We start from the raw sequence: 24,393 nt of genomic DNA, 5'->3' as shown, positions 1-24,393 counted from the left end.
GGGCTCGATTCTCCACGCCGCGGTAGCTCCGAAGTAGTCGAGTGGGCGGCCCCGAGTTCCGCCGCGACGGCCGACAACGCCGCCCGGCGCGGTACCGAGTACTACCCTATCTCGGTCGGGGGTTTGATCGCCTCGAACTGGCGCTCCGTCAAGCACCCCGTCACCGTCCCTATTCGGCGGTCGTGCCGATTTCTCGAACGTCCACTTCGATGCTCGCGCGTCGCTCAAGCGTGTCGACCAGCTTCGTCTGCGCCTCGTCTCTCCCGACAGCAGTCACGTCGAGCCACCCCTCGGCGCTGTACACGAGGAGAGGAAGAACGACGAGGCTCAGATCGGCGAACGCCCGAAAGAACGCCGTCTCTCACTCGGTGTACTTCTGACAGACGCACGAATAAAACTCGTTCTCCTTGATCGGAGTGAGCTCGCACCACCGGACCGGGTCGACTTCGTCGATACGGCCGCGATAGGCGTCGATATCGCCGTCGACGTAGAACAGGGCGAACTGCACGTCCTCCCGAGATAGATTCTACGCGTACAGTTCTGCTCGGTTCGTTATCTCCGAAGCGGTGAGGAAATTTCACATCGGATGCCGCATCCACGTGGACTGGTTCAGTCTGTCGTACAAGTAACGCACCGCAAGTCGTGCGATATTCCGCTCTGGGTATTTAAACAGGCGAAGTGTATCGGGGAAACCTCTGTTCACTCGGAAGGCCACTATTCTACTATGTCTAATATAGGCTCAGGGTCCAGCGACTCCTCCGAAGGGTCAGCACCGAGAGGCGGCGAAGACCTCCCCTCGAAGACGCCTCCCGGTCCCGACGGCCTCCCGGTGGTCGGCAACGTTCGCTCACTCGTACGGGACCCCAGAGGGTTTTACGACGAGATGAGCGAGTACGGGAACGTCGTCAGCTATCGCCTCCCCGGGATGAAGTTCTGTACGGTCCTCCACCCGGAACTCATCGAACGCGTGTTGATGGTCGACTACGACCGGTACGCCAAGTGGGGTTTCGAGGATTTCGGGGGAGAGTTCGCCCCGGAGGGCCTCGTATTGACCGACGGTGAACAGTGGCGCCGCCAGCGAACGACGATCCAGAACGCCTTCACGGTCGAGCGGATTCGGAGCTACGGCGATACGATGGCACGAGGGGCTACCGAGATGATAAACGAGTGGGACGACGGCGAGGAGATAGCCCTCAACCGAGCGTTCTCGAAGCTCACACTCGACGTGCTGACTCGGTCACTGTTCGATCTAAAACTGAGCGAGGAGACCGGTATCGTGACCGAATTCGCTGAGACGTTCAACGACCGAGGCAGTATCGACGGCGTCTCGACGTTCCTCCCGATGTGGATTCCGACGCCCGAGAACCGGAGGTACAAACGGGTCCTCTCGGAGTTTCGCTCCTTCGTCGAAGGGCTGATCGACGAACGGCGCGGACGGGCAGACGAGTACGACGACCTACTGTCGCTACTGTTGACCGCCGAGGACGACGACGGGAACGTCATGTCCGAGACGGAGATCCGCGACCAGATGGTGACGTTTCTCTTCGCCGGCCACGAGACCACTTCACTGGCACTAACCTACACGTTCCTCGAACTGGCGAAGAACCCGTCAGTGCGTGACCGTCTCGACGCGGAGCACAGTTCCGTCCTCGGCGGGGGAGCGCCCGAACTAGGGGACCTCGATAACCTCTCGTACTCCGAACGAGTGATTCAAGAGTCCCTTCGGTTGTACCCGCCAGCGTTCATTCTCTTACGAAAAGCCACGGAAGACACCGAACTCGGTGGATACAGAATTCCAAAGGGAACGAGGCTCACCCTCCCTCCGTTCTACGTTCACACCGACGAGCGTTGGTACGACGCCCCCGAGAGCTTCGATCCCAGCCGCTGGACCGAAGGATTCGAGGATTCACTGCCGGATTACGCGTACTTCCCGTTCGGCGGCGGACCGCGCCACTGTATCGGGATGCGGTTCGCGATGCTGGAGTTGAAAATAGTTCTCGCAATCGTCGCACAGTCGGTCGAGTTCGAACTCCTGTCCGACCCCGAGCCCGAATTAGACATGGCGACGACGCTGCGGCCCGCTGAGGATATCCGAATGCGAGTCTCCAAATCATAACGAGCCAGAACGGAATCCACCATCGTGCGTATATTCTCGATTCCACGCCGAAGATTCCTGCTCGCTCCGCTGTGCGGGCTTCCCTCGTCAGGGCGCACGCCGTTGGCCCAATTTTGACGCATCACGTCCGTTCCTCGCAGAATGATGAGCGCTTCAGAGTTCGAACCTCGGTCGCTCGCTACCGCTCGCTCCTCGATTCGAATCCGTCGCGGCACATCTTCCGCCCCTCACTTCGTTCGTCGCAGGAAGGCTCCGGTCTCGTATTCGTCTTTTATGACATCTAGTAATCATTTAGTACTATAATGATCTATTCGCCGGTGGATGACGGTAGATCCAACGAACGACGACGACGTAGACAGTGAGACGGACGGAAACGGCGTTTCTCGGCGACAGGTTCTCGCGGCACAATCGATGCTGGTCGCCGGGTCGGCGGTCGGGCTAGGGTCCGGCCTCGTGTCGGCGACGTCAGGGGACGCGGTCGAGAACACGGTGACCGTCGATACCGACGCTCGGTCGGCGGATGCGGTCCCCGATACGTTGTTCGGCCGTCTGAACGAACACTACGGCGACGCGACGATCTATCCGGGCGTCTACTCGCTGCACGTGATGAACCCGACGTTCTGGCGGACGCCCGACGAGTGGTTCGACGCGAACGAGGTCGATACGTTCTACGAGGTCGAGCGTCACGACACGCTCCCGTACCCGTGGGAGCCGGTGGGAGAGACCGGAGTGAGCCTCGAACACCGGACCGACGGCGAGCGCGTCGCAGGCGGGTCGGCCTCCCACGGGGCGGTCGGCTACGAGCGCATCGCCGTCGATGACGGCTCGACCGGCGGTATCAAACAGCGAATCGTCCTGCCGGACTACCGGACGCTGGGCTACGACCTCGGCTTCTCGGTGCGCGGCGACGTAGACGCCGTCGCGGCCTCGATCACGACGCTCGAGGGCGACGTCCTCGCTTCGACGGAGGTGGACGTCACCGGCGAGTGGACGCGCCACGAGCCGACGCTCGAACTCGAGGAGAAGAGCGGCGACGAATACGTGGGCGGCGCCGTCGCCGACGTCGAGACGCCGTACGGCCAGTACGCCGTGGAGTTCACGGCCGAGGGTGAGGGACACTTCGACATCGACTTCATCGAACTCGCCGCCGACGACGCCGTCAACGGCAAGTTCAACCCGCTCACGATCGAACTCCTCGAAGACCAAAACGGCACGTGGCTGAAGTGGCCCGGCGGCAACGTCACCAGCCAGTACAACTGGCGCGACGGGATCGGCCCGCTCGAGGAGCGGACGCCTCGGTTCAATCACGCCTGGCAGGGGATGCAGCCGAACTTCTTCGGGACCGCCGAGTACCTCGAACTCTGCGAGGTGGCCGACCTCGTTCCCGAAATCACGATCGGCTGGCACGACAACGCGCCGGAGTGGGGCCAAGAACGGCAGATCCTCCCCGAGGACGCCGCCGACTGGGTCGAGTACGTCAACGGCTCGACCGACACCGAGCTGGGGGCGTTACGGGCCGAACACGGCTTCACTGACGCCTGGAACGTCGAACACTGGGGCGTCGGAAACGAGGTCTGGGGCGACTGGCAGTTCGGTCATACGTCCGACGCTTCGGAGTACGCCACCGGCTCCGACGAGCGGATCGGCTTCGACGAGTACGCCGCGGCGATGCGCGAGGTCGACGATTCGATCACGATCATCGCGAGCGGCTGGGACCCGGCCGAGGCCGAACACAACGACAACCCGTGGAACGAAACGCTGTTGGACGAACTGTCGCCCGATCAGCTCGACGGGCTGAACATCCACCGCTACCAGTGGGGCTTAGACAGCGCCGAGGACGTCGAAGCGTGGAAAGACGAACACGACGCCGACGACTGGGACTACAGCGAAGTGATCGTGATGGCCGCGACCCAGTTGGGCGAACAACTCGGCGAGCTCGGAGCGCTCGCCGACGAACACGGCTACGGCGACGACTTCTACGTCAACCTCAGCGAAGTCGGAATCTTCCCGACCGTCGCTGACGGCGCGCCGTATCCGGGTCCGGAGACGATGCCCGGCGCCTCCTACGTCGCGGGCGTCCTCAACGCGTGCATTCGGGAGACCGATACCGTCAAGTGGGCCGCACAGACGTGGGTTCCGATCAAGTCGTGGGTTCCGATGAAAACGGTCGATCATCCGCCGGACCCGAATCCCCTCCGTCCCGACGGCTCCGTGACCGGACTGTACTCCGCCGTCTTCGAACTCGACGCCGAGTGGCACGCCGTCGACGTCGCCACGAGCGGCGCTAGCCGTGACCTCCCCGACACCGGACCGCGGGTCGGTCCGATGGACGACGTCTCGTACGTCGACGCCGCCGCGATGCAGAACCGACGCGGAAAGGAACTGGCCGTGTTCCTGACCAACCGCAACCTCCGCGCGTCGAGCGAGGTGACGGTCGAACTGGGCGACCGGTACGCCGACGCGTCGGTCGAAATCGTCCAGCTCAAACCGGCCACCGCGGAACGTCCGCTGCCCCACGAGCTACCGTCCTCGTGGGACGAACCGACGAACCACGCGGTCGAGCACGCGGTCGAAGACGTCGCCGGCGACGGCACGGTGACACTCGAGGTCGGACCGGCGTCGATCGTCCGACTGTTCGTCGACAACGACCGAGGCCGCGCCGATATCGTCGGCGATAACGGCGTCTGGCACGGGCTCGACGGCGAGGAGAACATTCCGATCGAAGACAATAGCACGACCGGCAGGAAGAACGGTCACGACGAGAAGAAGAAGGACAGCGAAGGGGGTTCGTCGGGAACGTAACGGCGGTCGCGGAGGACGGTTCCGTTCGACGTATTTTTGACCGTTCCGGGCCGGACCCGTCCTCGGCCGAGCGCCGAACGTACCGGTAGGTCATCGACGGCGGACCGGGTGCGTTTCCGGCGGTGAGTACCGATGTTGAACCCGTATGCGTCTCACGAGACGTGGGAGCGATGCGTCTCCGCTAGTAGTGGATTCCAATCGAGAAGTGGGCACTGCAGGATTGTGAACTACGCCCGAGAACCTGCGCTTCGCGCAGAACCTCGGTCTCGTTCAAATCCTTCGCGGTACATCATTCGCTCCTCACTTCGTTCGTCGCAGAATGATGGGCGCTGCAGGATTTGAACCCACGGCAACTTGGTCCGAAGCCAAGCACTCTGTCCAGACTGAGCTAAGCGCCCTCGTCTATTTTAGGACATTCACATGCCGTCTGGCAGTTCTCTGTCCTTCGCATCCTAACTCAGTGTACCCACCAATAAAAATCTCTCCATCTACAGCGGGTATCTTACTCTGACTCAACCAACACACATATGAGGCGCATCACGCCGATGGGATTTCCTCATGTGCCTAATGTACTGCACCGCTCCTGGGGAAATCCCCACAAACAGGGTTGAGACCACAAAACGTGCGTTGAATATACAGACCACTCGACTTCAGTCAGTGAATTCTCAGACTCATACTCTATTGGTCATCTTCTTCACCAGTCCTATTCCTCCTATCGTGGATTTGTAGTCCAGTTAATAGTATAGTCACAGTCAGAATACCGAGGGTTTTGTCTATGAAATTGAAAGTTGCAATCCCAACAACTGCCGAGCAGAGATATAATAACCAGAAGTTAGGAACGAAGCTTTTGAGAGCAAGTTCAGAAAGTGATTCCTTGATGATACTGAGGTAGGTTACAGAACGCTGTTTGTCCTCGTTTTGAATATTGTAGTACTCAAGTGAATCTGAATTAGTAATGATTTCTAATTGCGCCTCACGTGGGGTCTTTTTACTTGACACTTCTTCCATAAGCAGACAGAGGAAATCTTCAAAGGTCTTCTCAAGATATTCATCACTATCTTCCTTCTCTAAGTTTTTGAGATACTGTTCTACGTTGGATTCAATAAAAGAGGAAATATGCGTATTTTCTAATTCATCAAATTTAGATAATTGAGAGATTGCTTGTTCGTGGCTACCTTCATGAAATTTAGAGAGCCCTCTTGCAAGAATATTAAGACGATATTTCTTTTGAGTTATATCAGTACCTTTGGCAGTGGACTGAAATTTCAAACCAACCATAACCAATGCGGTAGTGAAAACAAAGCTCACTATGAGAAGGCCACCGAAACGGATAATCTCTGAAAGTGGAGCAGGGGTAGTGTTAATGAATGTTAATATTGAGAATTCACTTGCTAAAAAGTGACGAAGGTAAGATAGAATATTTACCCCCAGTCCTAGTACTCCAAGAGAAAGACCTGCTGCAGCGACCATACCAGGATAGTCGGTATATTTAGCCAGTTTCTTTGATTTTTCATACACAATTACGTCATCGTCGTCCAAAATATAATTCTCATAAGAGTTACTGAAATAATGTTCGTGGTTACTTTTCATTATATGATAGAATATCACCTACTGTCAAAAATTCTCCTATCTTTGGACCCTATGAGAAGTACACGGTTGCAATCCTGTCAATATCGGGCGTGTTCTTGGTAGTATTCTTCATAGTATTTGGTGAAAAAATAAATTATGTTGGAGGATAGTGAACCAGTGTGAGCGATAACTACCCACTCCCCGACAGAGAAGCGAGAAAATCAGAACAAATGGATAAAATTAGATATCTTGTCGATAGGTTACGACCCTGTGTCTATATTATAGAATGCAAGTGCCCCAATAAAATATCTAATATCGAACAGCCACATGAGGGTCCAATGGTCCGAGTTGGCGAAGGTCTAACAAGCAAACGTCTGTTCTACGTAGGTTCATCTATTCGAATAATTGAAAGACTGTATGAGCACAATAGAGGCCTCACAGGAGCAGCAAAGTTTACACAACAATATCGACCGATTGAGTTAGTTGAGCTACGATGGTACAATTCTAAAGAACAGGCGAGAGAACAGGAATCAATCGTAGCAGAGGAATACCGTGAAAATGGCAATGGCTCTTGGCACGTCTACCAGCACCACAATCAGTACCAAGACTTCAACTGGAGAGATTGACTGAGAGAATTCCATTCACGTAGCGGGGAATAATGGACCCCCACCATGCTGGAATAGAGAACCTACTGAATCTGATTTTGATGGGGTACAAATCCCCCCTCTACCTCATAGACACTTTGTTATACAACTTGGCTACGAGCACCGTCTCAGCACACAGTAGTTTATAAACTACCGCCGTCTCGGGGGAATGACCGCCAAAACTATACGTAGATAGTTTGGACAATTTGTGTATGGTCTCTCTCCAAGAAGCTGGTAGTGGGCAAGTGAAGTGTTGGCTCTCACGGGACGAATGTTCGAAGTTAGAACACGCAGCAGGTACTGTGGATTGGAAACGCGAGATAGCTATTCAACTGATGACTCAGTGTGGTTTGCGTTCTGATGAAGTACCGAAAGTAGCGATGGAAGATATACGTTGGTCGGAGGAAGGAGAGTGCTGGTTATTCGAGATAGCGGGGAAGAATACAGATGGCGGGAAACCGAAGAAGCGTGACGCCTGGATGCCAGAGGAGACTGAGCGAAATGTCTCGAAGTACGTCCGTGAGCGAGGCCTGAGCGATGAAGAGCCGCTTGTCTCTGTCTCACCGTCCTCAGTGCGACGGTGGGTCCGTGAAGCGGCTCAGACGATTGCTGAGGAGGCCGAGAACAATCGCTGGAATAATGTCTCCTCTCACGACTTACGCCGCTCTTGGGCTACGTGGCACCTCGTAGAGCGGCCTGACCCAGTAGACGTTAGAACGATGATGGCTGTGGGCGGGTGGTCATCTTATTCGGCTATTGAACCTTACTTAGATGCTCCCACAGAGAAGCGGATTGGTGCTGCTATGCGCTAATCTCTCCTAAGTGAATTTCTGTGACCGTTGAACTTTACGCCATCAACCACCGAAATGTCTCATAGGACAGTGTACTCCGTCTGAACGCTATCAAAATTCTTGTGTTGGAGCTTCATTACCTCAGGAATTCGCCCTAATAGAAATTCTACCTTTCCTAAGGGAATTTGAGCCCTTGTCGGGGGTATCTCCGCAGACCTACGCACGCAAAGCAAGGCTGTGTAGATTGTTTGGTGGTAATTTCAGGTAATATCGGATGGATTGTAATTCATAGTATCCCATTTCGCTTATCAAGTGAGGCAGCCCACTGAGCATCTCCACAGACTCGATTTGTCTACCTGGAGAATTCCACGAGCACCGTATCTCTCACTTTAGTTCGCTTTCCCTCCGCCTCAGCCTCCGCATTCTCGGAGAGATAGACCGCATTACCGCGGACCGTTAGTAGTAGTGGCAGCTCTGTTGAAACCTCAGAACGTGATAGAAATAGCGTGCTGAATACAGAGAATCTATTCAGCAGAAACACGTACTTACATTACCGTCTCTTTATATTCCTTATGTAGTTCTTCGAAATTACTTCTGTGCTCCTCCATAGATGTATTAAACTTCATATCTACAGCCCACTCACCACAAATATCTGCCAAATTCGAATATAGTGACACAACATCTGAATCAAAGTCGAAATCCTCACCAAATATTTCAAGTTTCTGATATACCTTGGCGGCATTGGTTAATTCCCTTTCTAACGTTTTGAGTTCCTCGGGATTCCTCTGAGATTGTCTGTCGATACTTTGGATTTCAATCCCGATTTGATAACCAACCTGCTTCCACTCCTCCTCGCTGATTTCAGACCCTTGGCTTTGCAACCATTCAAGCGCAGTTTTGGAAACCTGGGACGCTACAGCACCCATAATGGCCACTTCTAAACCAGACATGCTTGTATTTGACACCCATAACACAAGAATGTTCGTAGAGATTGGTGGATAAGTTTGTATAGTGGGTTCTAATCCAAATAGTAGCCGTCAGCGACTACAGGCAAAAATCGATAGAAATGAGACGGCCTTAGAATCGCTTAGAGCAATTTTGAGTTTCGCACTCTGACTACTACATTAGTGAGGGAAGTGGTCGCTGGTGACCACACCTCATAGAAAGTAATGAGAAACAAGCGAATTCGATTGTCAGCCGAAGAAAAGGACCTTCTCCGCACCACTCGACAAGAATCATTCGGTGATGAGAATGTACCATATGGCGTTGTTGTGAGAGAAGCATGTCATGCTCTTCTGACGGAAAAATCTTCGAATAATGAAGAGGGGGTGACGTTCTGATGGCAACTGAAGAGTTCGAAATTGACGAGACAGTTGTCGATTGTGGAGAAGAGACTGATGAACAGAGTAGAGAGAAGAATGAGGAGACAGACCGACAGACGTTCAATCGAGGGTACAAAGCGTGACTACCGAATATAATACTGTTAGTAAAACAGTCGAATCTGGCGATATAACTGAATTAGGTGAATTGAAGTGCAAAAATATTGAGCACAATACGGGTAATTCAATTCAGTTGACTGCTATAGAGGGAGGTGAGAAAGAGTCGTATGCTGTTCTTACGGCCAATATAGAGGATAGCAGTACAGTTGAACTACCTACTGGGTCCGTGGTACTCGGAATCGCGGCCCCCGAGTCCTCTTTCGGAGAGCCCAGTCTTTGGTACCTTACTCCGCTTTCCAACTACGGGGGAGGAGAGTGATGTTCGAAGGGATTACTCAAGCTCGGAAGAGGGATGGCAACCCCAGTGAGAACCGACCGAAAGAGGTCGAGGAAGCAATCCCTCCTATCCCTGAATTAGGATACAACCAAGGCCTTCCTCTGGTCGGAGATGATTATGACGACTACCCCCAAGGTGATTCTCTCCTTCAACCTACAGCAGGGGACAAACTCCGAGAATTAGCGGACAATGAGTTAATCAATACAGAAGAGGATTTGGCCGATGAAATTGGGACGAATGCAGACAGGATTGGAAAAGCGGTCAAACTGCATGGAATCCAATTGCCTGACGAGGGGAGTTTTGATATAGAAGTCTCAAGAGAGACCATATCACTGCCCTTTGAAGAAGATATCCCACTTGAGAACCTACGAGAACCAGTATTTGAAGATGCACGTATTCTGCACCATCTATACGTTGATTGCGGAATGGGAACCAACGAGATTGCGGACTATCTCACCAAGGAACTGAAGGCCACTCTTGACGGCCCTAAGAGAGTGTGGAATGTCAAGCCTGCAGAAGTACGTCAGGCACTCATTGAAGTCGGTTTCATTGATGGAGAGCGGTCAAAAGGCACCACGAAAACTGTTGAAGAGGATGACTTGCAATTCGGTGGCCCGACCGTCACTATCGAGGAGCCGAGACGAAAAGCACGGTAGATAGCAAAATCCTGATGTTTTCCTCGTAGTTGGAACTTGCGGGGTTGGGTCCATGTCAACAACAAACACATACAGACATGACTATGAAGTCGGTGAACAGATTGGGAAAACTGCAGACGGACAGCCAGTTGTAGCATCATCAGGCGATGGTAGCGTTGATGAAGCGTTTATCGATGCGACCAGGCCGAAACATCGGTATGACGAGCCTGAAATCAGCGGTCGAACGTCGCAAGGATGGAAGCGCCGTCCAAGCGAGACGACGTTCAATGCAAATCGGAAAGACGCACATGGAAATCCTCTTCCAACAACCGCGATGGATGGAAGAGATTTGAAAGCCCAGAGGAAGCGGATGTGGATGTGGCAGCATGGGTACTACGGAGACGGTGGAAAGAAGAGTGCAATTAAGGATAAGCTGTCACTGACTGAAGCCCTTGGAGATACGCTCAATCTTTCTGATGCTATCGTTAGAGACGCAAAGCGGCTTGTTATGAAGGTCGATGCTCGCGCTTTCAATCGTCTTGGAAATATCAAGGGAAACATAGACGATGACGATAACGAGGAACCGAATTCTGCTCCAATAGCTCTTGCACTTGGTTGTTTAGCAGTTGCTCAGAATCGGATGATAGAGACTCCAGAAGAATATGAGGTACGAATCCAAGTAAGAGAATTTGAGCGGCATGACGGAGACAAGCCGTTGTTCAAAGAAATAGCTGACCGTCATGACGTAGACTGGTACGCAAGTATGAAGCAGGTGAAAGAACAGGTAAACTGATTCAACTACTTCTCTGGAAAGGTGAAGCGGTAAAGGAACTTGATTCCGCACACCTTTCCATATCAACAATAGAGGACGAGTTCAATATTCAGGTGACGTTCCAGATTGGTAGACAGGGAATGACCCCTGCGTATAGTTCATATGTTGGTTTATCTATTTAAATGGCGGAAGGAATCTTAGAGGTGGAATATCTCTATAATTCCGACCATTTCTACTATCCGCTACCGCATCTCGGGGGATAGACAGCATAACGGCACCAGAGATAGCAACAGTCAGAATATTATTCACCTATTTCAGACTCTGTAACCTCGAATCAACGTACTAACTTCTCAAAACACCTTCGAGGTGTAGAACAGGGCTTAAGTTTAATTACTTCTGTTCACTGGGGTTAGATATTCGTTTGTAGACGACCGTCATCCCCCGCCTTGTGTGGGGGTGACAGGAGTCATGAAATCTAATTTTCTTTCAATAATCCCTCTTGTAGAGCCTCTATTAGGACGTTTCGTTACACTAACTCATATGTGCTTTTTACCCTTAAAAATGGGAGAGTGCTAATAGTTAACAGTCAGAGTTTCAATGAACGACACTGTTTACTTACTACAGTTCCATTATTATAATAGGAAACTGTGTTACAGCATACTGTGTCATTACAGCTGTTAACAGTGTACTGTAATAGGGCGGTTGCTGTGCTGTTGCGGTAGTGGTTGCGGTTTAGGCGGAATATCTCCCGAGGATGCGGTGCGGTGCTGTACGGTACTACAGTAAGGTATACTACGACCTGCTAAGGTACTGTATATTGAGAGAGGAACTCAGGAGAAGATTCGGGGGTGATTACCACTTAGATTCCATTCTAAGGCGTCTGGCTGGCGTCACATTCGCTTTGGATTTGTTATGAATGGTTTCCATTATCTCAATCAAAGAATCCAATGTGAAGCAGGCTGTGGCCTTTGAGAGAAGTACAGTTTCAAGTCACAATTCATGAGGTGAGTTGTAAGCGAATAAAAAGAACCCACTGTATGAAAGTCCTTAGACAATCCTTTGCAGTTGTTCAGATGGCATTAGCCTGCAGCATCCGACAGTCGAATATAACTGATTAGAAAATGGAGTGCTCCAATCGTTATAAGAGCGATTGTTACAATAAAGAGATAGAGGAACAGCTCCAGTACTAATGGATACCCCTCTTGTGTAATGCTGTATGCTTGTCCACCGAAGACGCCTCCGAAGACAAGTATCAAAGCTTGCTCTGTCAACTGATACCCGTCTTTTTCCATTTCTTCAACCACCTGGCTGTAGAGGGACTGCTTAGACATCGGCCGCTATCTGCCTCCTATAGCACTGAAGATAGCAAGGCCAATAGCCCCAACAAAGAACACGGCCACCACGACCCTTACTGCTCCCTCAAACAATCCTGTAGCAACTGATGGGTCTACCCCTGCGAAGACAGCCATTAGCATTAGACCAACAAGAAGGACAATTGCTGCTACGAATGATTCAACGATGTCTACCATGAATTATCAATATGACTGAATTACCATCAATATTGGTGTCATCGTTCTTGCGGCTATCTCCCCGAGAAGCGGTGCGGGGATAGAATGTTATCCCATTCGACTAAGGGCGTCTCGACGGTCCTCAACAGGTGCTTGGTCGTACTTCATCGTAGTACGGACCGAATGATGTCGTAATTGAGCTTGAGCGGCTGCAAGACCTTCCTCTCGCGCCATATACGTCCCTACAGAGTGACGAATAGCATACCAACTCAGTTGACGGTCCTCAGTTTCGATTCCTGCTAAGTCAGTAAGCTTCCCGAGTACATATTTGAGAGCGGTACTCTGGTAGGGGTTCCCCTCTCGGGTAAGCCAGAGTCTATCTGTCTCTCCATATTTGTCGTATAGACGCCGCTCTTCCGTCCACCGTTGTAGAATTTCAGCAGTCCGAGATTGTAGACTGACACTCCAATTATCGTGGTTCTTAGCAGAATCGTTGGCAGGTATCCGCAGAACTGCATTATCATAGTCGCACCAACTAACCTTTGCCCTCTCTACTTCGATGGGACGTAATCCTACATCAAGAGAGACCCATACTAACGACGGGACTTTGAATCCATTTGCTCGCTCAAATTCTTCCCGTCCAATATCCTGCATAGGTTTCCTGAACCGTTGAGCCAAGTGGCGTTTCCATTCCTGTCGTTGTTCTGGCGTTAGAGAACAGTAGTGTGGAACGCTTCCGTACTCAAGGGCGGCGTCTCGTAGCCGTTTGCGTTCCTCTTGAGTAAAGTAGTCTCGTGGTTGTGAGGCACTTCCTTGGCCGCTGAATGTGATTTCTGGTTGCCACTCAGAATCGCCAAATTCCCATTTCCGCCACCGAAACAGCATCTTAAGCGTTTTCTGTAGATTCGACTTGTGGGTATCTGAGAGGTCGGAGTATGCTAACTCTCGTGTATACTCATCAGCATACTCGTGAGTAACTGTAGTTGTGTATCCATTGTACTCCTGCCATACCCACCGATAGAACATGTCTGCATTTGTTGCACGCCGCTTCGCCGTTTGACGTGCGTATCCTTCCGCTCTGTCGGGGTTCTTTCCTAACTTCAACATCCACCGTATCAGTCCTTCACGGTGATGACGGTAATCAACCCGCTGACGTTCGTTTAGTAGATTTTGAGATGGCTCAGGAAGTAGCGGAATGCCATCAATGGCCTCAATTTCAGTCATGAGCCTGACACCTCCGCCTAATCGCCAGACAGCGGTACGATACACCGATTAGTTGAACTTGGATAGCCTCGGACATGCTCGTTTGCTCCGTCTGCGAGAACCAGAAAACCGACAGACGGCGGTGGGACAGAGCAGCCACAGAAGGCTACCGCAACTTGGTCCGAAGCCAAGCACTCTGTCCAGACTGAGCTAAGCGCCCTCGATACTACGTAGTGGGGCGATTCCTTTTAAACCCACGGATTCGGACGCGCCGTGGGAATCCGTCCGACTCCGCGCCATTTATCTCCGCGGCATCGGGAGTACGTCGTATGCCACCGGCCGCAGAGTCCGAATCGAGCGTCCGCGAGGCGGAGGCGTCGCCGTCGGAGACGATGCGCGGACTCCTCGAACTCACCCGTCCCGGCAACGTCGCGGCGGCGGGCGTCCTCACGTTCACGGGCGCGTTCGTCGCGGACGGACTCCTCGCGCCGGCCGCCATCGTCGCCGCCGTCGCAGCGACGATGTTCGCCACGGCGGCGGGCAACGCGGTGAACGACTACTTCGACCGCGAAATCGACCGAATCAACCGCCCAGACCGCCCCATTCCCCGCGGCGCGGTGAGCGCACGCGGCGCGCTCTGGTTCAGCGTCGCGCTCTTCGCGGGAGCGGTCGTCTCCGCGGCCGTCCTCCCCGTCACGGCCATCGCCATCGCGGTGGTGAACCTCGTCGCGTTGCTCGCCTACACGGAACTGTTCAAGGGCCTTCCCGGCGTCGGGAACGTCGTCGTCGCGTATCTCACGGGGTCTACGTTCCTGTTCGGTGCCGCCGCGGTGGGCGGCGCGTTCGAGACGACGGTGCTCGTCCTCTTCGCCCTCTCGGCGATGGCGACGTTCACGCGGGAGGTGACGAAGGACGTCGAGGACGTCGCGGGCGACAGAGAGGAGGGCCTGCGGACGCTTCCGATAGTGGTCGGCGAACGGCGGTCGCTCGCACTCGGCGTCGCCGTGTTGGCAGTCGCCGTCGCGGCGAGCGTCGTTCCGTTCGTCGTCGGCGGGTTCGGCGTCGTCTACCTCGCACTCGTGCTCCCCGCAGACGGCGTCATGCTCTGGGGCGCGGCGCGGGCGTTCGCCGACCCGTCGGCCGGACAGACGCGACTGAAACAGGGGATGTTTCTGGCGACGGCGGCGTTCATCGCCGGCCGAATCACCGCGTCCGGCGGAGTCCCCGCGTGAGTCGCAACCCGAACCGGCGGTGCGGTGACCGTCCGACGGAACCCGTCGTTCGACGGAGCGACCGCCAGTTACGGAATCAAAAAGAATATTATCGGTTCACGATATCGTGTTACCATCTAATGACTCCCGGCGAGTCGTCCCGTCAGGCGAACGGTTATCTCCATGCTGACGGTTCAGCCCCGAGGGACTCACATGTATGACCTCGGCCCGGATCTCGACACGGAGGTCCAACCGGGAACGAACATCCTCCTCAGCGGACCGCCGCTCACCGGGAAGCGGTCGTTGGCGCTCGACGTCCTCGCGGAGGGGACCGAACGGGGTGACGGCGCGATAATCGTCACCACGAAGGACGGCGCACAGCGCGTGCTCTCGGACTTCGGCAAGCGCGTCCCCTACGAGGGGAAGCCGGTCGCGGTCGTAGACTGCGTGACGCGCCAGCAGGGTCTCGGCGACATCCGCGACGACGACCGAATCAAGTACACGTCCTCGCCCGTGGACATGACGGGCATCGGAATCAAGCTCTCGGAGTTCCTGCAGGCGTTCTATCAGGACCGCCACATAGAGCAGAACCGCGTCATGCTCCACTCCCTCTCGACGCTCCTGATGTACGCCGACCTGCAGACGGTGTTTCGCTTCCTGCACGTGTTCACCGGGCGCATCCAGAGCGTCGACGGACTGGGCCTGTTCGCCATCGACTCCAGCGCCCACGACGACCAGACGATGAACACGCTGAAGCAACTTTTCGACGGCATCATCACCACCCGCGAGGACGGCGACCCGGAGATTCGCCTCGCCTCCGACTGAGCCCCGTTTCGACTGACTCCCCGCGTCCGACCGACTCTTCCTCTCGGCCGACCGCCGTGCGACGGCGACGCACGCGCGGCCACGATTTTTTGTCTGCGCCCGCCCTCAGTACAGTTATGCCAGTCACCGACGACGCCGGACTGACGGACGTGCTCGACGCCGAAACCATCGCAGTCGTCGGCTGTTCGACCACCTCCGGCAAGGCCGCCCACGAGATTCCCGCGTACCTCAAGCGGCACGGCTACGAGGTGATTCCCGTCAACCCCTTCGCCGACTCGGTTCTCGGGGAGACGGCGTACGACTCGCTGTCCGACGTGCCGGAGGACGCCGAAATCGACGTCGTGGACGTGTTTCGCCCGAGCGAGGAGGTTCCGGAAATCGTCGACGACGTACTCGAACGCCACGAGTCGGTCGGCGACGCCGACGATATCTGGCTCCAACTGGGGATACGGGACGACGAGGCGGCCGCGCGCGCGGAGGACGCCGGGCTACGCGTCGTGCAGGACAAGTGTATGAAGGTAGAGCACGGCCGCCTGCTGTAGGCGCTCTCGCGTCCGCGCCCGTGCGGACGAGTTACCCCTCCCACGACTCGAAGTCGCGGTAGATGCCCTTCGAGAGGTAGCGTTCGCTGGAGTCGGGAAAGATAGTGACGACGGTGTCGTGCGGCGCGTCTATCTCGCCGTCGCGGATGCGTTCGGCGACGTCCCGCGCGGCGAGACTCGCGGCGGCCGAGGAGGAGGCGACGAGGTGTCCCTCCTCGCTTGCGAGTCGTTTGACCTCCGCGTGGGTGTCCCGGTCGGCTATCTGGACGATGTCGTCCACCAACGAGTCGTCGAACAGTTCGTTCGTTTCGAGGTTGTGCGTCCCAATGCCCTCCGTCTTGTAGTCGGCTTCCTCGACGTCCTCGCCTTCGAGTCTGGAGTACAGCGACCCCTCGGGTTCGACGGCGACGACGTAGGTGTTCTCGTCGCGTTCGCGGGCGTACCGCGCGACGCCCATGAGCGTTCCCGCCGTGCCGCACCCGACGACGACGGCGCCCACCTCGCCGTCCAGCGCCTCGTAAATCTCGGGTCCCGTCGTCTCGTAGTGCGCTTCGGCGTTCAGCGGGTTCGAGAACTGCTGGGGGACGACGGCGTCGTCCACGTCGTCGGCGATGTCGTGCGCGCGCCGTATCGCCCCGTCCATCCCCTTCTCGGTCGGCGTGTTGACGACCGTCGCGCCGAGTGCGCGCATCAGTTGCTGTTTCTCGACGCTGAAGCGTTCGGGGACGACGAACACCGCGTCAACGCCGAGTTGGCCGGCGGCGACGGCGATACCGATGCCGGTGTTCCCGGCGGTCGGTTCGACGACGGTGCCGCCCTCGGGGAGCGTCCCGTCTTCCAGCATGCGTTCGAGCATGTACTTCCCGATGCGGTCTTTGACGCTCGCGCCCGGGTTGAACGACTCCACCTTGGCGTAGACGGGCACCTCGTCGGGCGAGGCGTGCACGCGGACCAACGGCGTCCGGCCGATGGTTTCCAACACCGAGGAAAGCGGCTCGCGGTCCGTGGTCATGCGCTGGCAAAAGTTGCCCCCGAACCTGAAGGTTGTCATCCGGCGGCGACGGACGGGGACCGAACTACCGAGGGGTCGGGCGTACGCCGAAGTAAAATCGCGGCGCCGAGAACGAGTTACGCTTCGTCGGCGGGTTCGGGGTCGGCGGTTCCTGCGTCCGTCTCGTCGGCATCCGTCGCGCCTGCGTCAGTCGCGTCGGCGTCAGTCGCGGTTTCGTCCGCCTCGGCCTCTCTGATGTGCGCCGTCGCGGTCACGGTTTCGACGTCGATACCCTGCTCTTCGGCGATGGCTTCGAGGATGGCTCGCTGTTCGGCGGACTCCGTCTCGAGGGAGTCCACGCGGTCTTTCGTCTCGCCGACCGTCTCGCGCATCTCGTGTATCTGGTCGCGCAGGTCGTTGAGTCGCGCGTAGACGTCCTCTGCCATCTCGGCCACTTTCTGGAGCTTCTTCGCGGTTCCTCCGAGTCCCATACCTCGGATACCGTCCTCTTACCTTGAGTGCGTTCCGACTCGGCTGTTCCGCGCGGACGCCTCTCGACTCGCGGACGTGCGCCTGTGGTGCGGTAGCGCGGGTGCTGGTAACTCTTTTAACGTATTACGCGAAAGGAACGCCAGAAATGGGGGAGAAACGGGACTCAGAGAGCGCCGCTCCGATTCGGACCCTCTACATCGACGACGACGAGAGCCTCTTGGAGCTCACGCGGCGGTTCTTGGAGACGGAGACGCCTCGAATCGAAGTCGAGACGGCGTCGTCTCCGCGGCGGGGCCTGGAGTCGATAGAACGTCGCGAGGTGGACGTGGTCGTCTGCGACTACCAGATGCCGGAGATGGACGGCGTCGAAGTGCTCGAAACGGTGCGTCAGACGTTCGACGACGACGTGCCGTTCATCGTGTTCACGGGGGAGGGGAGAAAGGAAGTGGCGATAGAGGCGCTCAACCTCGGCGCGGACCGCTACCTCCGGAAGGGCGGCGACCCCACCTCCCAGTACGGCGTCCTCGCGCGGACCATCGTACAGGAGTACGAACACCACCGCACCCAGCGCCGCCTCCGGAAGCGAGAGGAGAACCTCCGGGTCACCCTCGAATCCATCGGCGACGCCGTCGTCACCACCGACGTCGACGGCCGGGTGACGCGGATGAATCCGGTGGCGGAGGATCTCACCGGCTGGTCGACCGACGAAGCGGTCGGCGAACCGCTTTCGGAGGTGTTCGAGATTATCGACCACGAGACGCGCGAGCCGGAAGCGAACCCCGCCGAACGGGTGTTAGAGACGGGTAGCGCGGTCGGGCTGGCGAACGGAACGGTCCTCGTCGGGAAGGACGGCACCGAGCGGTTCATCGCCGACAGCGCATCGCCGATAGCGGACGAGTGCGGCGAGATGATCGGCGTCGTGCTCGTCTTCCGCGACGTGACCGACGACTACCGCAGTCGGGAGCGTCAGGCGCGGCAGCGACGCACCGTCGTCGAACTCTCGACGGACGAGCGCATCACCGACGGCGACTTCGAGGCCGGCAAGCGGACGATAACAGAGACGGCCGCGGAGACGCTCGACGTGGACCGCGTCGGCATCTGGCTGTTCGAGGACGGCAACAGCGTCCTCCGGAACGCCGACCTGTACGAACGGTCCGCCGACGCGCACACGGAGGGCGAGGAGTTGGCCGCCGACGACTACCCCGCTTACTTCGAGGCGTTGGAGGCGCACCGCTCTCTCGCCGCCGAGGACGCGCGGTCCGACCCGCGAACCGCCGAACTCGCCGCGGAGTACCTCGAACCGTACGGAATCGGCTCGGTCCTCGACGCGACGATTCGCTCCAACGGCGACGTGGTCGGCGTCGTCTGTCACGAACACGTCGGCGAACCGCGCGAGTGGACCGACGACGAACGTCGGTTCGCCGGGGAGATCGCGGACCAAGTGCTCCGCGTGCTCAGCAACCGACGGCAGAGAGAGCGCGAACGGGCGTTGGAGGAACTCCACGGCATCGCAACCGACATCACGACGTTCGACTCGCCGGAGGCGGTCTGTCGGCGGACGATAGACGTCGCCGAGAACATCCTGGAGTTCGACCAGTGCGTGATAAACCTCGAAGACGACGGTATGCTGCCGGTCGTGGCCGTCTCCGAGGTGGTGCCGTCCGACGGCGTCACCGCCATGTCCGTCGACGACGGCATCGTCGGCAAGACGTACCGAACCGGCGAGACGTTCTTGTTCGACGACGTGCGGGACGCCGAGGAGGCGAACCCGCAGGGGCCGTACCGCGGAGCGCTCAGCGTCCCCGTCGGCGACCACGGCGTCTTTCAGGCGGTCAGCGAACGGGCCGGAGCCTTCGACGAGGACGACGTCGAACTGGCGGAACTGCTCGTCTCGCACACGGGGCAGGCGCTCGACCAACTGGAGAGCAAGCGCGAACTCCGCCAGCAGAACGAGCGACTCGACGAGTTCTCGAGCGTCGTCTCTCACGACCTGCGGAACCCGCTGAACGTCGCCCAAGGACGTCTCGAACTCGCCGCCGAGGAGTGCGACAGCGACCACCTTCGGGACGTGGCGAACGCCCACGAACGGATGGCGAGGCTGATAGACGACCTGCTGGAACTCGCACGGGAGGGCGAGACGACGGCGGACACCGAACCGGTGGCCCTCGGGGACGCCGTCGAGTCGGCGTGGCGGAACGTCGAGACGGCGGACGCGACGCTCATCGCCGACGTGGGTCGCGTCGTCCGCGCGGACGAGGGGCGGATGCAGCAACTGCTCGAAAACCTCGTCCGGAACGCCGTGGAACACGGCGGCCCGGCGGTGACCGTCCGCGTCGGCGAATCGCCCCATGGCTTCTACGTCGAGGACGACGGTCCCGGCGTCCCGCCGGACCGGCGAGACGACGTGTTCGAGACGGGCTACTCGACGACGCGCGACGGGACCGGGTTCGGCCTCTCGATAGTGCGGCGCATCGCCGACGCTCACGGGTGGGAGGTGACCGCCGCCGAAGGGCCCGAAGGCGGCGGGCGGTTCGAGATTACCGGCGTCGAGTTCCTCGATTAGAGTTCGTTCGGGTCCACGCCGCCGACGAGATACCGGACCGCGAGGTACGCGCCCGCGCCGAGGACCACGTACGACGCGACGACGGCGGGCGCGAGGGGGTCCGGACTCCCGATTGCGAGGCGGGCGGACGTGTTGATGGGGTTGTGCGGGAACAGCGTGGTGCCGCCGAAGACGAACAGCACGCCGATGGAGTAGAGGAACTGCGCGGCGCGCCGTTCGGGCGAGAGGAGCGCCACCGCCGCCCCGAGCGAGCAGACGAGCGTCGAGAGCGCGGCGACCATCGCCAGAAGCGACAGCGGGTTCGAGACGGGCGTCCCGTTGATTCCGAGGAGGAGAATCCACAGCGCCGACTGGGCGGGCGCGAGCGTCGCCGCCGCGAGCAGTTTCCCGTCCACCACGTCCGACAGCGAAAGCGGTGCGACCCTGAGCAGTTCGAGCGTCCCGCGGTCTATCTCCTCGGTTATCGAGTCGACGGTGATGGAGCCGCTGATGAACACGGGCAGGTAGAGCAGAAGCGGGACGAGCACCGTGTACGTGAAGCCGTAGTACGGGCTCGACTGCGTCTCCGGCGGCAACTCCAGCGTCGAACTCGTCAGGAACGCCGACCGCTCGGCCCGTTCGGTTCGCTCGAACTCCCGGAGGGCGTCGCGGAGTTGGACGACGGTCACGGTGGTCTCGATGTTCGAGTCGGGGGCCGTCGCCGTCACGAACACCCGCCCGTGCAACCGCTCCGCCGAGAGGACGGCGTCCACGTCACCCCGCTCGAAGGCCCGCATCGCGGCGTCGTCCGACTGATACGGTCTGGCGTCGATGCCGCCGACGGAGGACGCCGCCCGAATCAGGTCCGAGGTGGCGTCGCCGGAGACGGCCACGTCCACCTCGTAGTTGCCGACGGAGCCGGGGTCGTACAGCGAGACGAGGCCGACGACGAGGAACGACGAGAACGCCGCCACGAACAGCTGTAAACAGAGCGCCAGCACGATGGTCTTCTCCTTGCGGAGCGACCCGAGTTCGCGCTTTGCGATGGTGGGTCGGGGGTCACCCAAGGGCGTTCACCACCGTTAGGTTGTACGCCGTGTGAAGGAGTACCGCGACGACGAAGGAGGCGGCGTAGGACCGCCCGTCGCGCGACGCCCCGAGGGCGGTCAGGCCCGCGGTGACGACGTGGAGAACGAGCGGTGCGAGGAACAGTCCGACGGCGGAGAGGACGCCGATACCGGAGAACGCACCGACGCCGGACGGCGCGAGCGTCGCCTGCCCGAGGACGAGTTCGGGCAGGGCGACGGCCTGCGCGACGGCGGTGAACTTCTCGCCGACGAAGAAGCCAAGTCCCGAGAGCGCGCCGACTCGGAGCGCCGTCCCGGCCGCACGTTCGAACCGGGACTTCTCGAAGGCGGCGTACACGTGGACGCTCTTTGCGAACTCCTCGACGACGGCGACCAAAAGGAGGAGGACGGGTACCGTCGCCTCGACGGGGAGCGCGAACAACACGGCGATGGCCAGCAGTTCGGCGACGAAGACGAACGGGATAGAGAGCGCCGAGAGGACGGCCACGTCGCGGGGCCGGGAGATGCGCGCGTCGAGGGCGTCTAAGAACTTCAGCGGGACCGGCCGTTGGGTGAACATGTCCTCCTCGCGGTAGACGCCCGCGCCGAGGAGGAACAGCACGCCCGAACAGAGGTAGAACGGTCCCGTCGAGAAGACGTACTCGCCGAGTCCGACGACGCCCGCCGGTTGCAAGTCCCGAACCACGAGCGTCAGCGGCGAGATGAGCGCGATGGGCGTCACGTTCGCGAAGATGGCCGGGACGAACGCGTAGGAGGTGAGAAACACCGACGCGGCGACGGTGACGAAGGTGAGTTCCTTGAACGACCGGGCGAACATCGCGCCGACGAACGTCGCCGCGAGGAAGGTTAAAGCGACGGGGAGGACGGCGGCGACGGAGAGCGCTCCGCCGCCGACGCCGACGGCGATGAGACTCGTGAGTCCGACCATGAGGCCGAAGTACGGGAGCGTCTTGCCCGCGACGATGTCGCCCGGCGAGACGGGCGCGACCAAGAGTAGTTCCCCCCGGCGGTTGATTCGCTCGTTCAGCATCGTGCTCCCGTACGCCTGCACGACGAAGTTCATCGGAACGAGGAAGGCGAAGGCCAGAACCAACGAGGCGAAGGGGAACGGCGGTTGGATGGCCGCGGGGGACCCGGTGGACCCCGACGAGAGGGGGTTCGCGCCGCCCACCTCGGGGACGCGGAGGCGTCCGTCGTCGGACGGAGACCCGGACCCGCCCGCCGCGGACCCGTCGCCGCCGGCGGTTCCCTCGTCCGTCCCGCCGGTCGCGTCGGAGTCGTCGCCTCCGCCGGAACTGCCCTCTCCGCCGCCTCCCGTCCCCGCGCCGCCCGTCGCGCCGCCGGCGTCGCCGCCGGAGGTGAGCGGGGTGCTCCGGTCGAGGTAGCGCAGGGTGACGACGACGGGGAACGCCGCCGTCCGGTTCTCCTCGCGGAGCATCAGGCCGTCGTTGTACCGTTGGACGACCGACCGGGTGGTCGAAAGCGCCGCCCGGCCCTTCTGGGAGTCGGCGGCGTAGAACGTGTCGCCGGCGACGAGGAGGTCGATGTCGCCGTTTTCGAGCGCTCGGGCGTCCGGCGGGCGCGGGTCGAGGGCGGAACTGGCCGCGACCGGTTCGTAGTACGGGTTCTCGGGCGCGACGCCGACGCGGTAGATGCCCCGGTCGATTTCGACGCCGCCGGTCAGCACCCCCGCGCCCGCGACGGACCCCGCGAGCAAGAGAGCGACCAAACCGAGGACGGCCGTGCGGCGGTCTATCGTGCCCGCGGAGCGACTCACCTCCCAGCGAGCGATGCGGGCGACGGCGCGCAGGTGGTCCTGAATGTCGCGCTTCACTTCGCCGGTCCCCCGTGCGTCGCGGTTTCGCCCGCGTTCTCCTCGCCGTCACCTTCGTCGTCTCCGGCCGACGGACGGCGCGAACGCCCCCGGTCGGTCCCCTCCTCGGCGGTCGGCCGCCCGGCGAGGTCCAAGAATATCTCCTCTAAACTCGGCTCTCGGGTGCGGATGTCGTCCACCTCGCCGCCCGCGGACTCGGCGGCGGCGCGGACGGACTCGACGGCGTCCATGTCGTCTACGACGCGCCGGTGTCGCCCGTCGCCGACGGGGTCCGAGTCGGGAACGGAGACGGTCGTAAAGACGTGGTACGTCGTCTCCCCGTGTTCCTCGCGTATCTCGGGGACCGTCCCGCGGGCGATTATCTCGCCGCGGTTCATGATGACCACCCGGTCGCAGACGCTCTCGACGTGGTAGAGGTTGTGCGCGCTGAAGACGATGGTCTTGCCCCGTTCTGCGAGTTCGCGGGTGAACTCAAGCACGTAGTTCGTCGTCAGGGGGTCGAGTCCCGACGCGGGTTCGTCGTAGATGAGCAGGTCGGGGTCGTTCACCAACGACCGGGCGATGGCCACCTTCCGCTTCATCCCCTTCGACATGTCGCCGAGGCGGCGTTCGCGGTGTTCGAGTTCGAGTCGGTCGAACGTCTCCTCCATCCGGCGCGTCGCCTCCGCGTACGGCACGTCGTACAGGTCGGCGAAGAAGCGGAGGTACGACCGCGGCGTCATGTCCTCGTAGAGGGGCGACTCCTCGGGGAGAAAGCCGAGGTGCCGCCGCATCTCCGGGTCGCCGGCGTCGAACTCGCCGACGCGCGCCGCGCCGTCTGTCGGTTCGATGAGTCCGGCGAGCATCTTCAACGTCGTCGTCTTCCCCGCCCCGTTGGGGCCGACGACGCCGAATATCTCGCCGCGGTCCACCTCGAAGGAACTCCCGACGACTGCGGGAAAGCCCTCGTAGGTCTTCCTGAGGTTCTCGACGGTAATCATGCGAACGGCAACGGCGTTCCCCCCGATAAAGCGTTCGCGCAGATGTTCAGTCCTGATACTCAGACTATCATC

The 24,393-nt window shown here is 58.8% G+C and carries 22 protein-coding genes and 1 tRNA gene; 11 read left to right on the top strand and 12 right to left on the bottom strand.

Annotated features, from left to right (window positions below; translation table 11 throughout):
• Window positions 1–169: 169 nt before the first annotated feature.
• A complete protein-coding gene (locus BLS11_RS19840) occupies window positions 170–304 on the bottom strand; it encodes a hypothetical protein (protein ID WP_258555410.1) in 135 nt (44 codons plus the stop codon).
• A 420-nt stretch (window positions 305–724) separates the two neighbouring features.
• Here BLS11_RS19840 and BLS11_RS07405 point away from each other — a divergent pair, with 420 nt between their 5' ends.
• A complete protein-coding gene (locus BLS11_RS07405; RefSeq protein WP_092535346.1) occupies window positions 725–2,116 on the top strand; it encodes a cytochrome P450 in 1,392 nt (463 codons plus the stop codon).
• A 321-nt stretch (window positions 2,117–2,437) separates the two neighbouring features.
• Complete coding sequence (locus BLS11_RS07400; RefSeq protein WP_092535343.1) at window positions 2,438–4,918, top strand: alpha-L-arabinofuranosidase; 2,481 nt, start codon at window positions 2,438–2,440, stop codon at window positions 4,916–4,918.
• 323 nt (window positions 4,919–5,241) lie between these two features.
• Here BLS11_RS07400 and BLS11_RS07395 read toward each other — a convergent pair.
• Together BLS11_RS07395 and BLS11_RS19045 are read right to left on the bottom strand one after the other, a co-directional pair.
• Window positions 5,242–5,316, bottom strand: a tRNA-Arg gene (locus tag BLS11_RS07395).
• 280 nt (window positions 5,317–5,596) lie between these two features.
• The gene (locus BLS11_RS19045; RefSeq protein ID WP_139172783.1) at window positions 5,597–6,508 is read right to left on the bottom strand and encodes a hypothetical protein; all 912 of its coding nucleotides are present in this window, start codon (window positions 6,506–6,508) and stop codon (window positions 5,597–5,599) included.
• 158 nt (window positions 6,509–6,666) lie between these two features.
• Between BLS11_RS19045 and BLS11_RS07390 the strand changes: the two genes are divergently transcribed.
• Window positions 6,667–7,113, top strand: coding sequence for a GIY-YIG nuclease family protein (locus BLS11_RS07390; RefSeq protein ID WP_139172782.1), 447 nt, complete (start codon window positions 6,667–6,669; stop codon window positions 7,111–7,113).
• Between the two features lie 230 nt (window positions 7,114–7,343).
• Complete coding sequence (locus BLS11_RS07385) at window positions 7,344–7,943, top strand: site-specific integrase (protein WP_092535337.1); 600 nt, start codon at window positions 7,344–7,346, stop codon at window positions 7,941–7,943.
• Between the two features lie 524 nt (window positions 7,944–8,467).
• On the opposite strand, the gene BLS11_RS07380 is transcribed toward BLS11_RS07385, so the two are convergent.
• The gene (locus BLS11_RS07380; protein ID WP_092535335.1) at window positions 8,468–8,872 is read right to left on the bottom strand and encodes a hypothetical protein; all 405 of its coding nucleotides are present in this window, start codon (window positions 8,870–8,872) and stop codon (window positions 8,468–8,470) included.
• A 389-nt stretch (window positions 8,873–9,261) separates the two neighbouring features.
• On the opposite strand from BLS11_RS07380, the gene BLS11_RS19835 reads away from it, so the two are divergent.
• From BLS11_RS19835 to BLS11_RS19035, 3 genes are all read left to right on the top strand, one after another.
• Window positions 9,262–9,387, top strand: a complete 126-nt coding sequence (locus BLS11_RS19835) for a hypothetical protein (RefSeq protein ID WP_258555409.1) — start codon at window positions 9,262–9,264, stop codon at window positions 9,385–9,387.
• Between the two features lie 292 nt (window positions 9,388–9,679).
• The gene (locus BLS11_RS19040; RefSeq protein ID WP_139172781.1) at window positions 9,680–10,354 is read left to right on the top strand and encodes a hypothetical protein; all 675 of its coding nucleotides are present in this window, start codon (window positions 9,680–9,682) and stop codon (window positions 10,352–10,354) included.
• A gap of 52 nt (window positions 10,355–10,406) precedes the next feature.
• Window positions 10,407–11,126, top strand: a complete 720-nt coding sequence (locus BLS11_RS19035; protein ID WP_139172780.1) for a hypothetical protein — start codon at window positions 10,407–10,409, stop codon at window positions 11,124–11,126.
• A 1,058-nt stretch (window positions 11,127–12,184) separates the two neighbouring features.
• On the opposite strand, the gene BLS11_RS07375 is transcribed toward BLS11_RS19035, so the two are convergent.
• The 3 genes from BLS11_RS07375 to BLS11_RS19995 form a co-directional block, all read right to left on the bottom strand.
• On the bottom strand, window positions 12,185–12,436 hold the full coding sequence (locus BLS11_RS07375) for a hypothetical protein (RefSeq protein WP_092535332.1): 252 nt from the start codon (window positions 12,434–12,436) through the stop codon (window positions 12,185–12,187).
• Window positions 12,437–12,442: 6 nt separating this feature from the next.
• Window positions 12,443–12,634 carry a hypothetical protein gene (locus tag BLS11_RS19030; protein ID WP_139172779.1) on the bottom strand — a complete coding sequence of 64 codons (192 nt, stop codon included), beginning with the start codon at window positions 12,632–12,634 and terminating at the stop codon, window positions 12,443–12,445.
• 87 nt (window positions 12,635–12,721) lie between these two features.
• Window positions 12,722–13,837, bottom strand: coding sequence for a tyrosine-type recombinase/integrase (locus tag BLS11_RS19995; RefSeq protein ID WP_175454406.1), 1,116 nt, complete (start codon window positions 13,835–13,837; stop codon window positions 12,722–12,724).
• Between the two features lie 371 nt (window positions 13,838–14,208).
• Here BLS11_RS19995 and BLS11_RS07365 point away from each other — a divergent pair, with 371 nt between their 5' ends.
• From BLS11_RS07365 to BLS11_RS07355, 3 genes are all read left to right on the top strand, one after another.
• Window positions 14,209–15,048 (top strand): geranylgeranylglycerol-phosphate geranylgeranyltransferase, encoded by an 840-nt coding sequence (locus BLS11_RS07365; RefSeq protein WP_245698859.1) that lies wholly within the window; start codon window positions 14,209–14,211, stop codon window positions 15,046–15,048.
• A gap of 192 nt (window positions 15,049–15,240) precedes the next feature.
• A complete protein-coding gene (locus BLS11_RS07360) occupies window positions 15,241–15,852 on the top strand; it encodes an RAD55 family ATPase (protein WP_092535325.1) in 612 nt (203 codons plus the stop codon).
• 116 nt (window positions 15,853–15,968) lie between these two features.
• Window positions 15,969–16,394 (top strand): CoA-binding protein, encoded by a 426-nt coding sequence (locus BLS11_RS07355; RefSeq protein ID WP_092535322.1) that lies wholly within the window; start codon window positions 15,969–15,971, stop codon window positions 16,392–16,394.
• 31 nt (window positions 16,395–16,425) lie between these two features.
• Here the strand turns inward: BLS11_RS07355 and BLS11_RS07350 are convergent, their stop codons facing one another.
• Together BLS11_RS07350 and BLS11_RS07345 are read right to left on the bottom strand one after the other, a co-directional pair.
• Window positions 16,426–17,406 carry a PLP-dependent cysteine synthase family protein gene (locus BLS11_RS07350; protein WP_092535319.1) on the bottom strand — a complete coding sequence of 327 codons (981 nt, stop codon included), beginning with the start codon at window positions 17,404–17,406 and terminating at the stop codon, window positions 16,426–16,428.
• A gap of 116 nt (window positions 17,407–17,522) precedes the next feature.
• Window positions 17,523–17,876, bottom strand: a complete 354-nt coding sequence (locus BLS11_RS07345) for a DUF5798 family protein (RefSeq protein WP_092535316.1) — start codon at window positions 17,874–17,876, stop codon at window positions 17,523–17,525.
• Between the two features lie 146 nt (window positions 17,877–18,022).
• Here BLS11_RS07345 and BLS11_RS07340 point away from each other — a divergent pair, with 146 nt between their 5' ends.
• Complete coding sequence (locus BLS11_RS07340; RefSeq protein WP_092535313.1) at window positions 18,023–20,440, top strand: GAF domain-containing protein; 2,418 nt, start codon at window positions 18,023–18,025, stop codon at window positions 20,438–20,440.
• Here BLS11_RS07340 and BLS11_RS07335 read toward each other — a convergent pair.
• The 3 genes from BLS11_RS07335 to BLS11_RS07325 are packed head-to-tail and all read right to left on the bottom strand — an operon-like array spanning window position 20,437 to window position 24,321.
• Window positions 20,437–21,486: an ABC transporter permease gene (locus BLS11_RS07335; RefSeq protein ID WP_092535310.1), complete on the bottom strand. Its 1,050-nt coding sequence runs from the start codon at window positions 21,484–21,486 to the stop codon at window positions 20,437–20,439. The two genes, BLS11_RS07340 and BLS11_RS07335, sit on opposite strands and share 4 nt — an antisense overlap.
• Window positions 21,479–23,341, bottom strand: coding sequence for an ABC transporter permease family protein (locus BLS11_RS07330; RefSeq protein WP_092535307.1), 1,863 nt, complete (start codon window positions 23,339–23,341; stop codon window positions 21,479–21,481). Before BLS11_RS07330 ends, BLS11_RS07335 begins: the two co-directional genes overlap by 8 nt.
• Window positions 23,338–24,321, bottom strand: a complete 984-nt coding sequence (locus BLS11_RS07325) for an ABC transporter ATP-binding protein (protein WP_092535304.1) — start codon at window positions 24,319–24,321, stop codon at window positions 23,338–23,340. Before BLS11_RS07325 ends, BLS11_RS07330 begins: the two co-directional genes overlap by 4 nt.
• Between the last annotated feature and the right edge of the window lie 72 nt (window positions 24,322–24,393).

Origin of the sequence: Halopelagius longus, from assembly GCF_900100875.1 — an archaeon.
In the GTDB taxonomy this organism is placed as follows: Archaea; Halobacteriota; Halobacteria; order Halobacteriales; family Haloferacaceae; genus Halopelagius; species Halopelagius longus.
The sequence above is the reverse complement of the archived record's forward strand: the minus strand, read 5'-3'. Positions and strand labels throughout refer to the sequence as shown.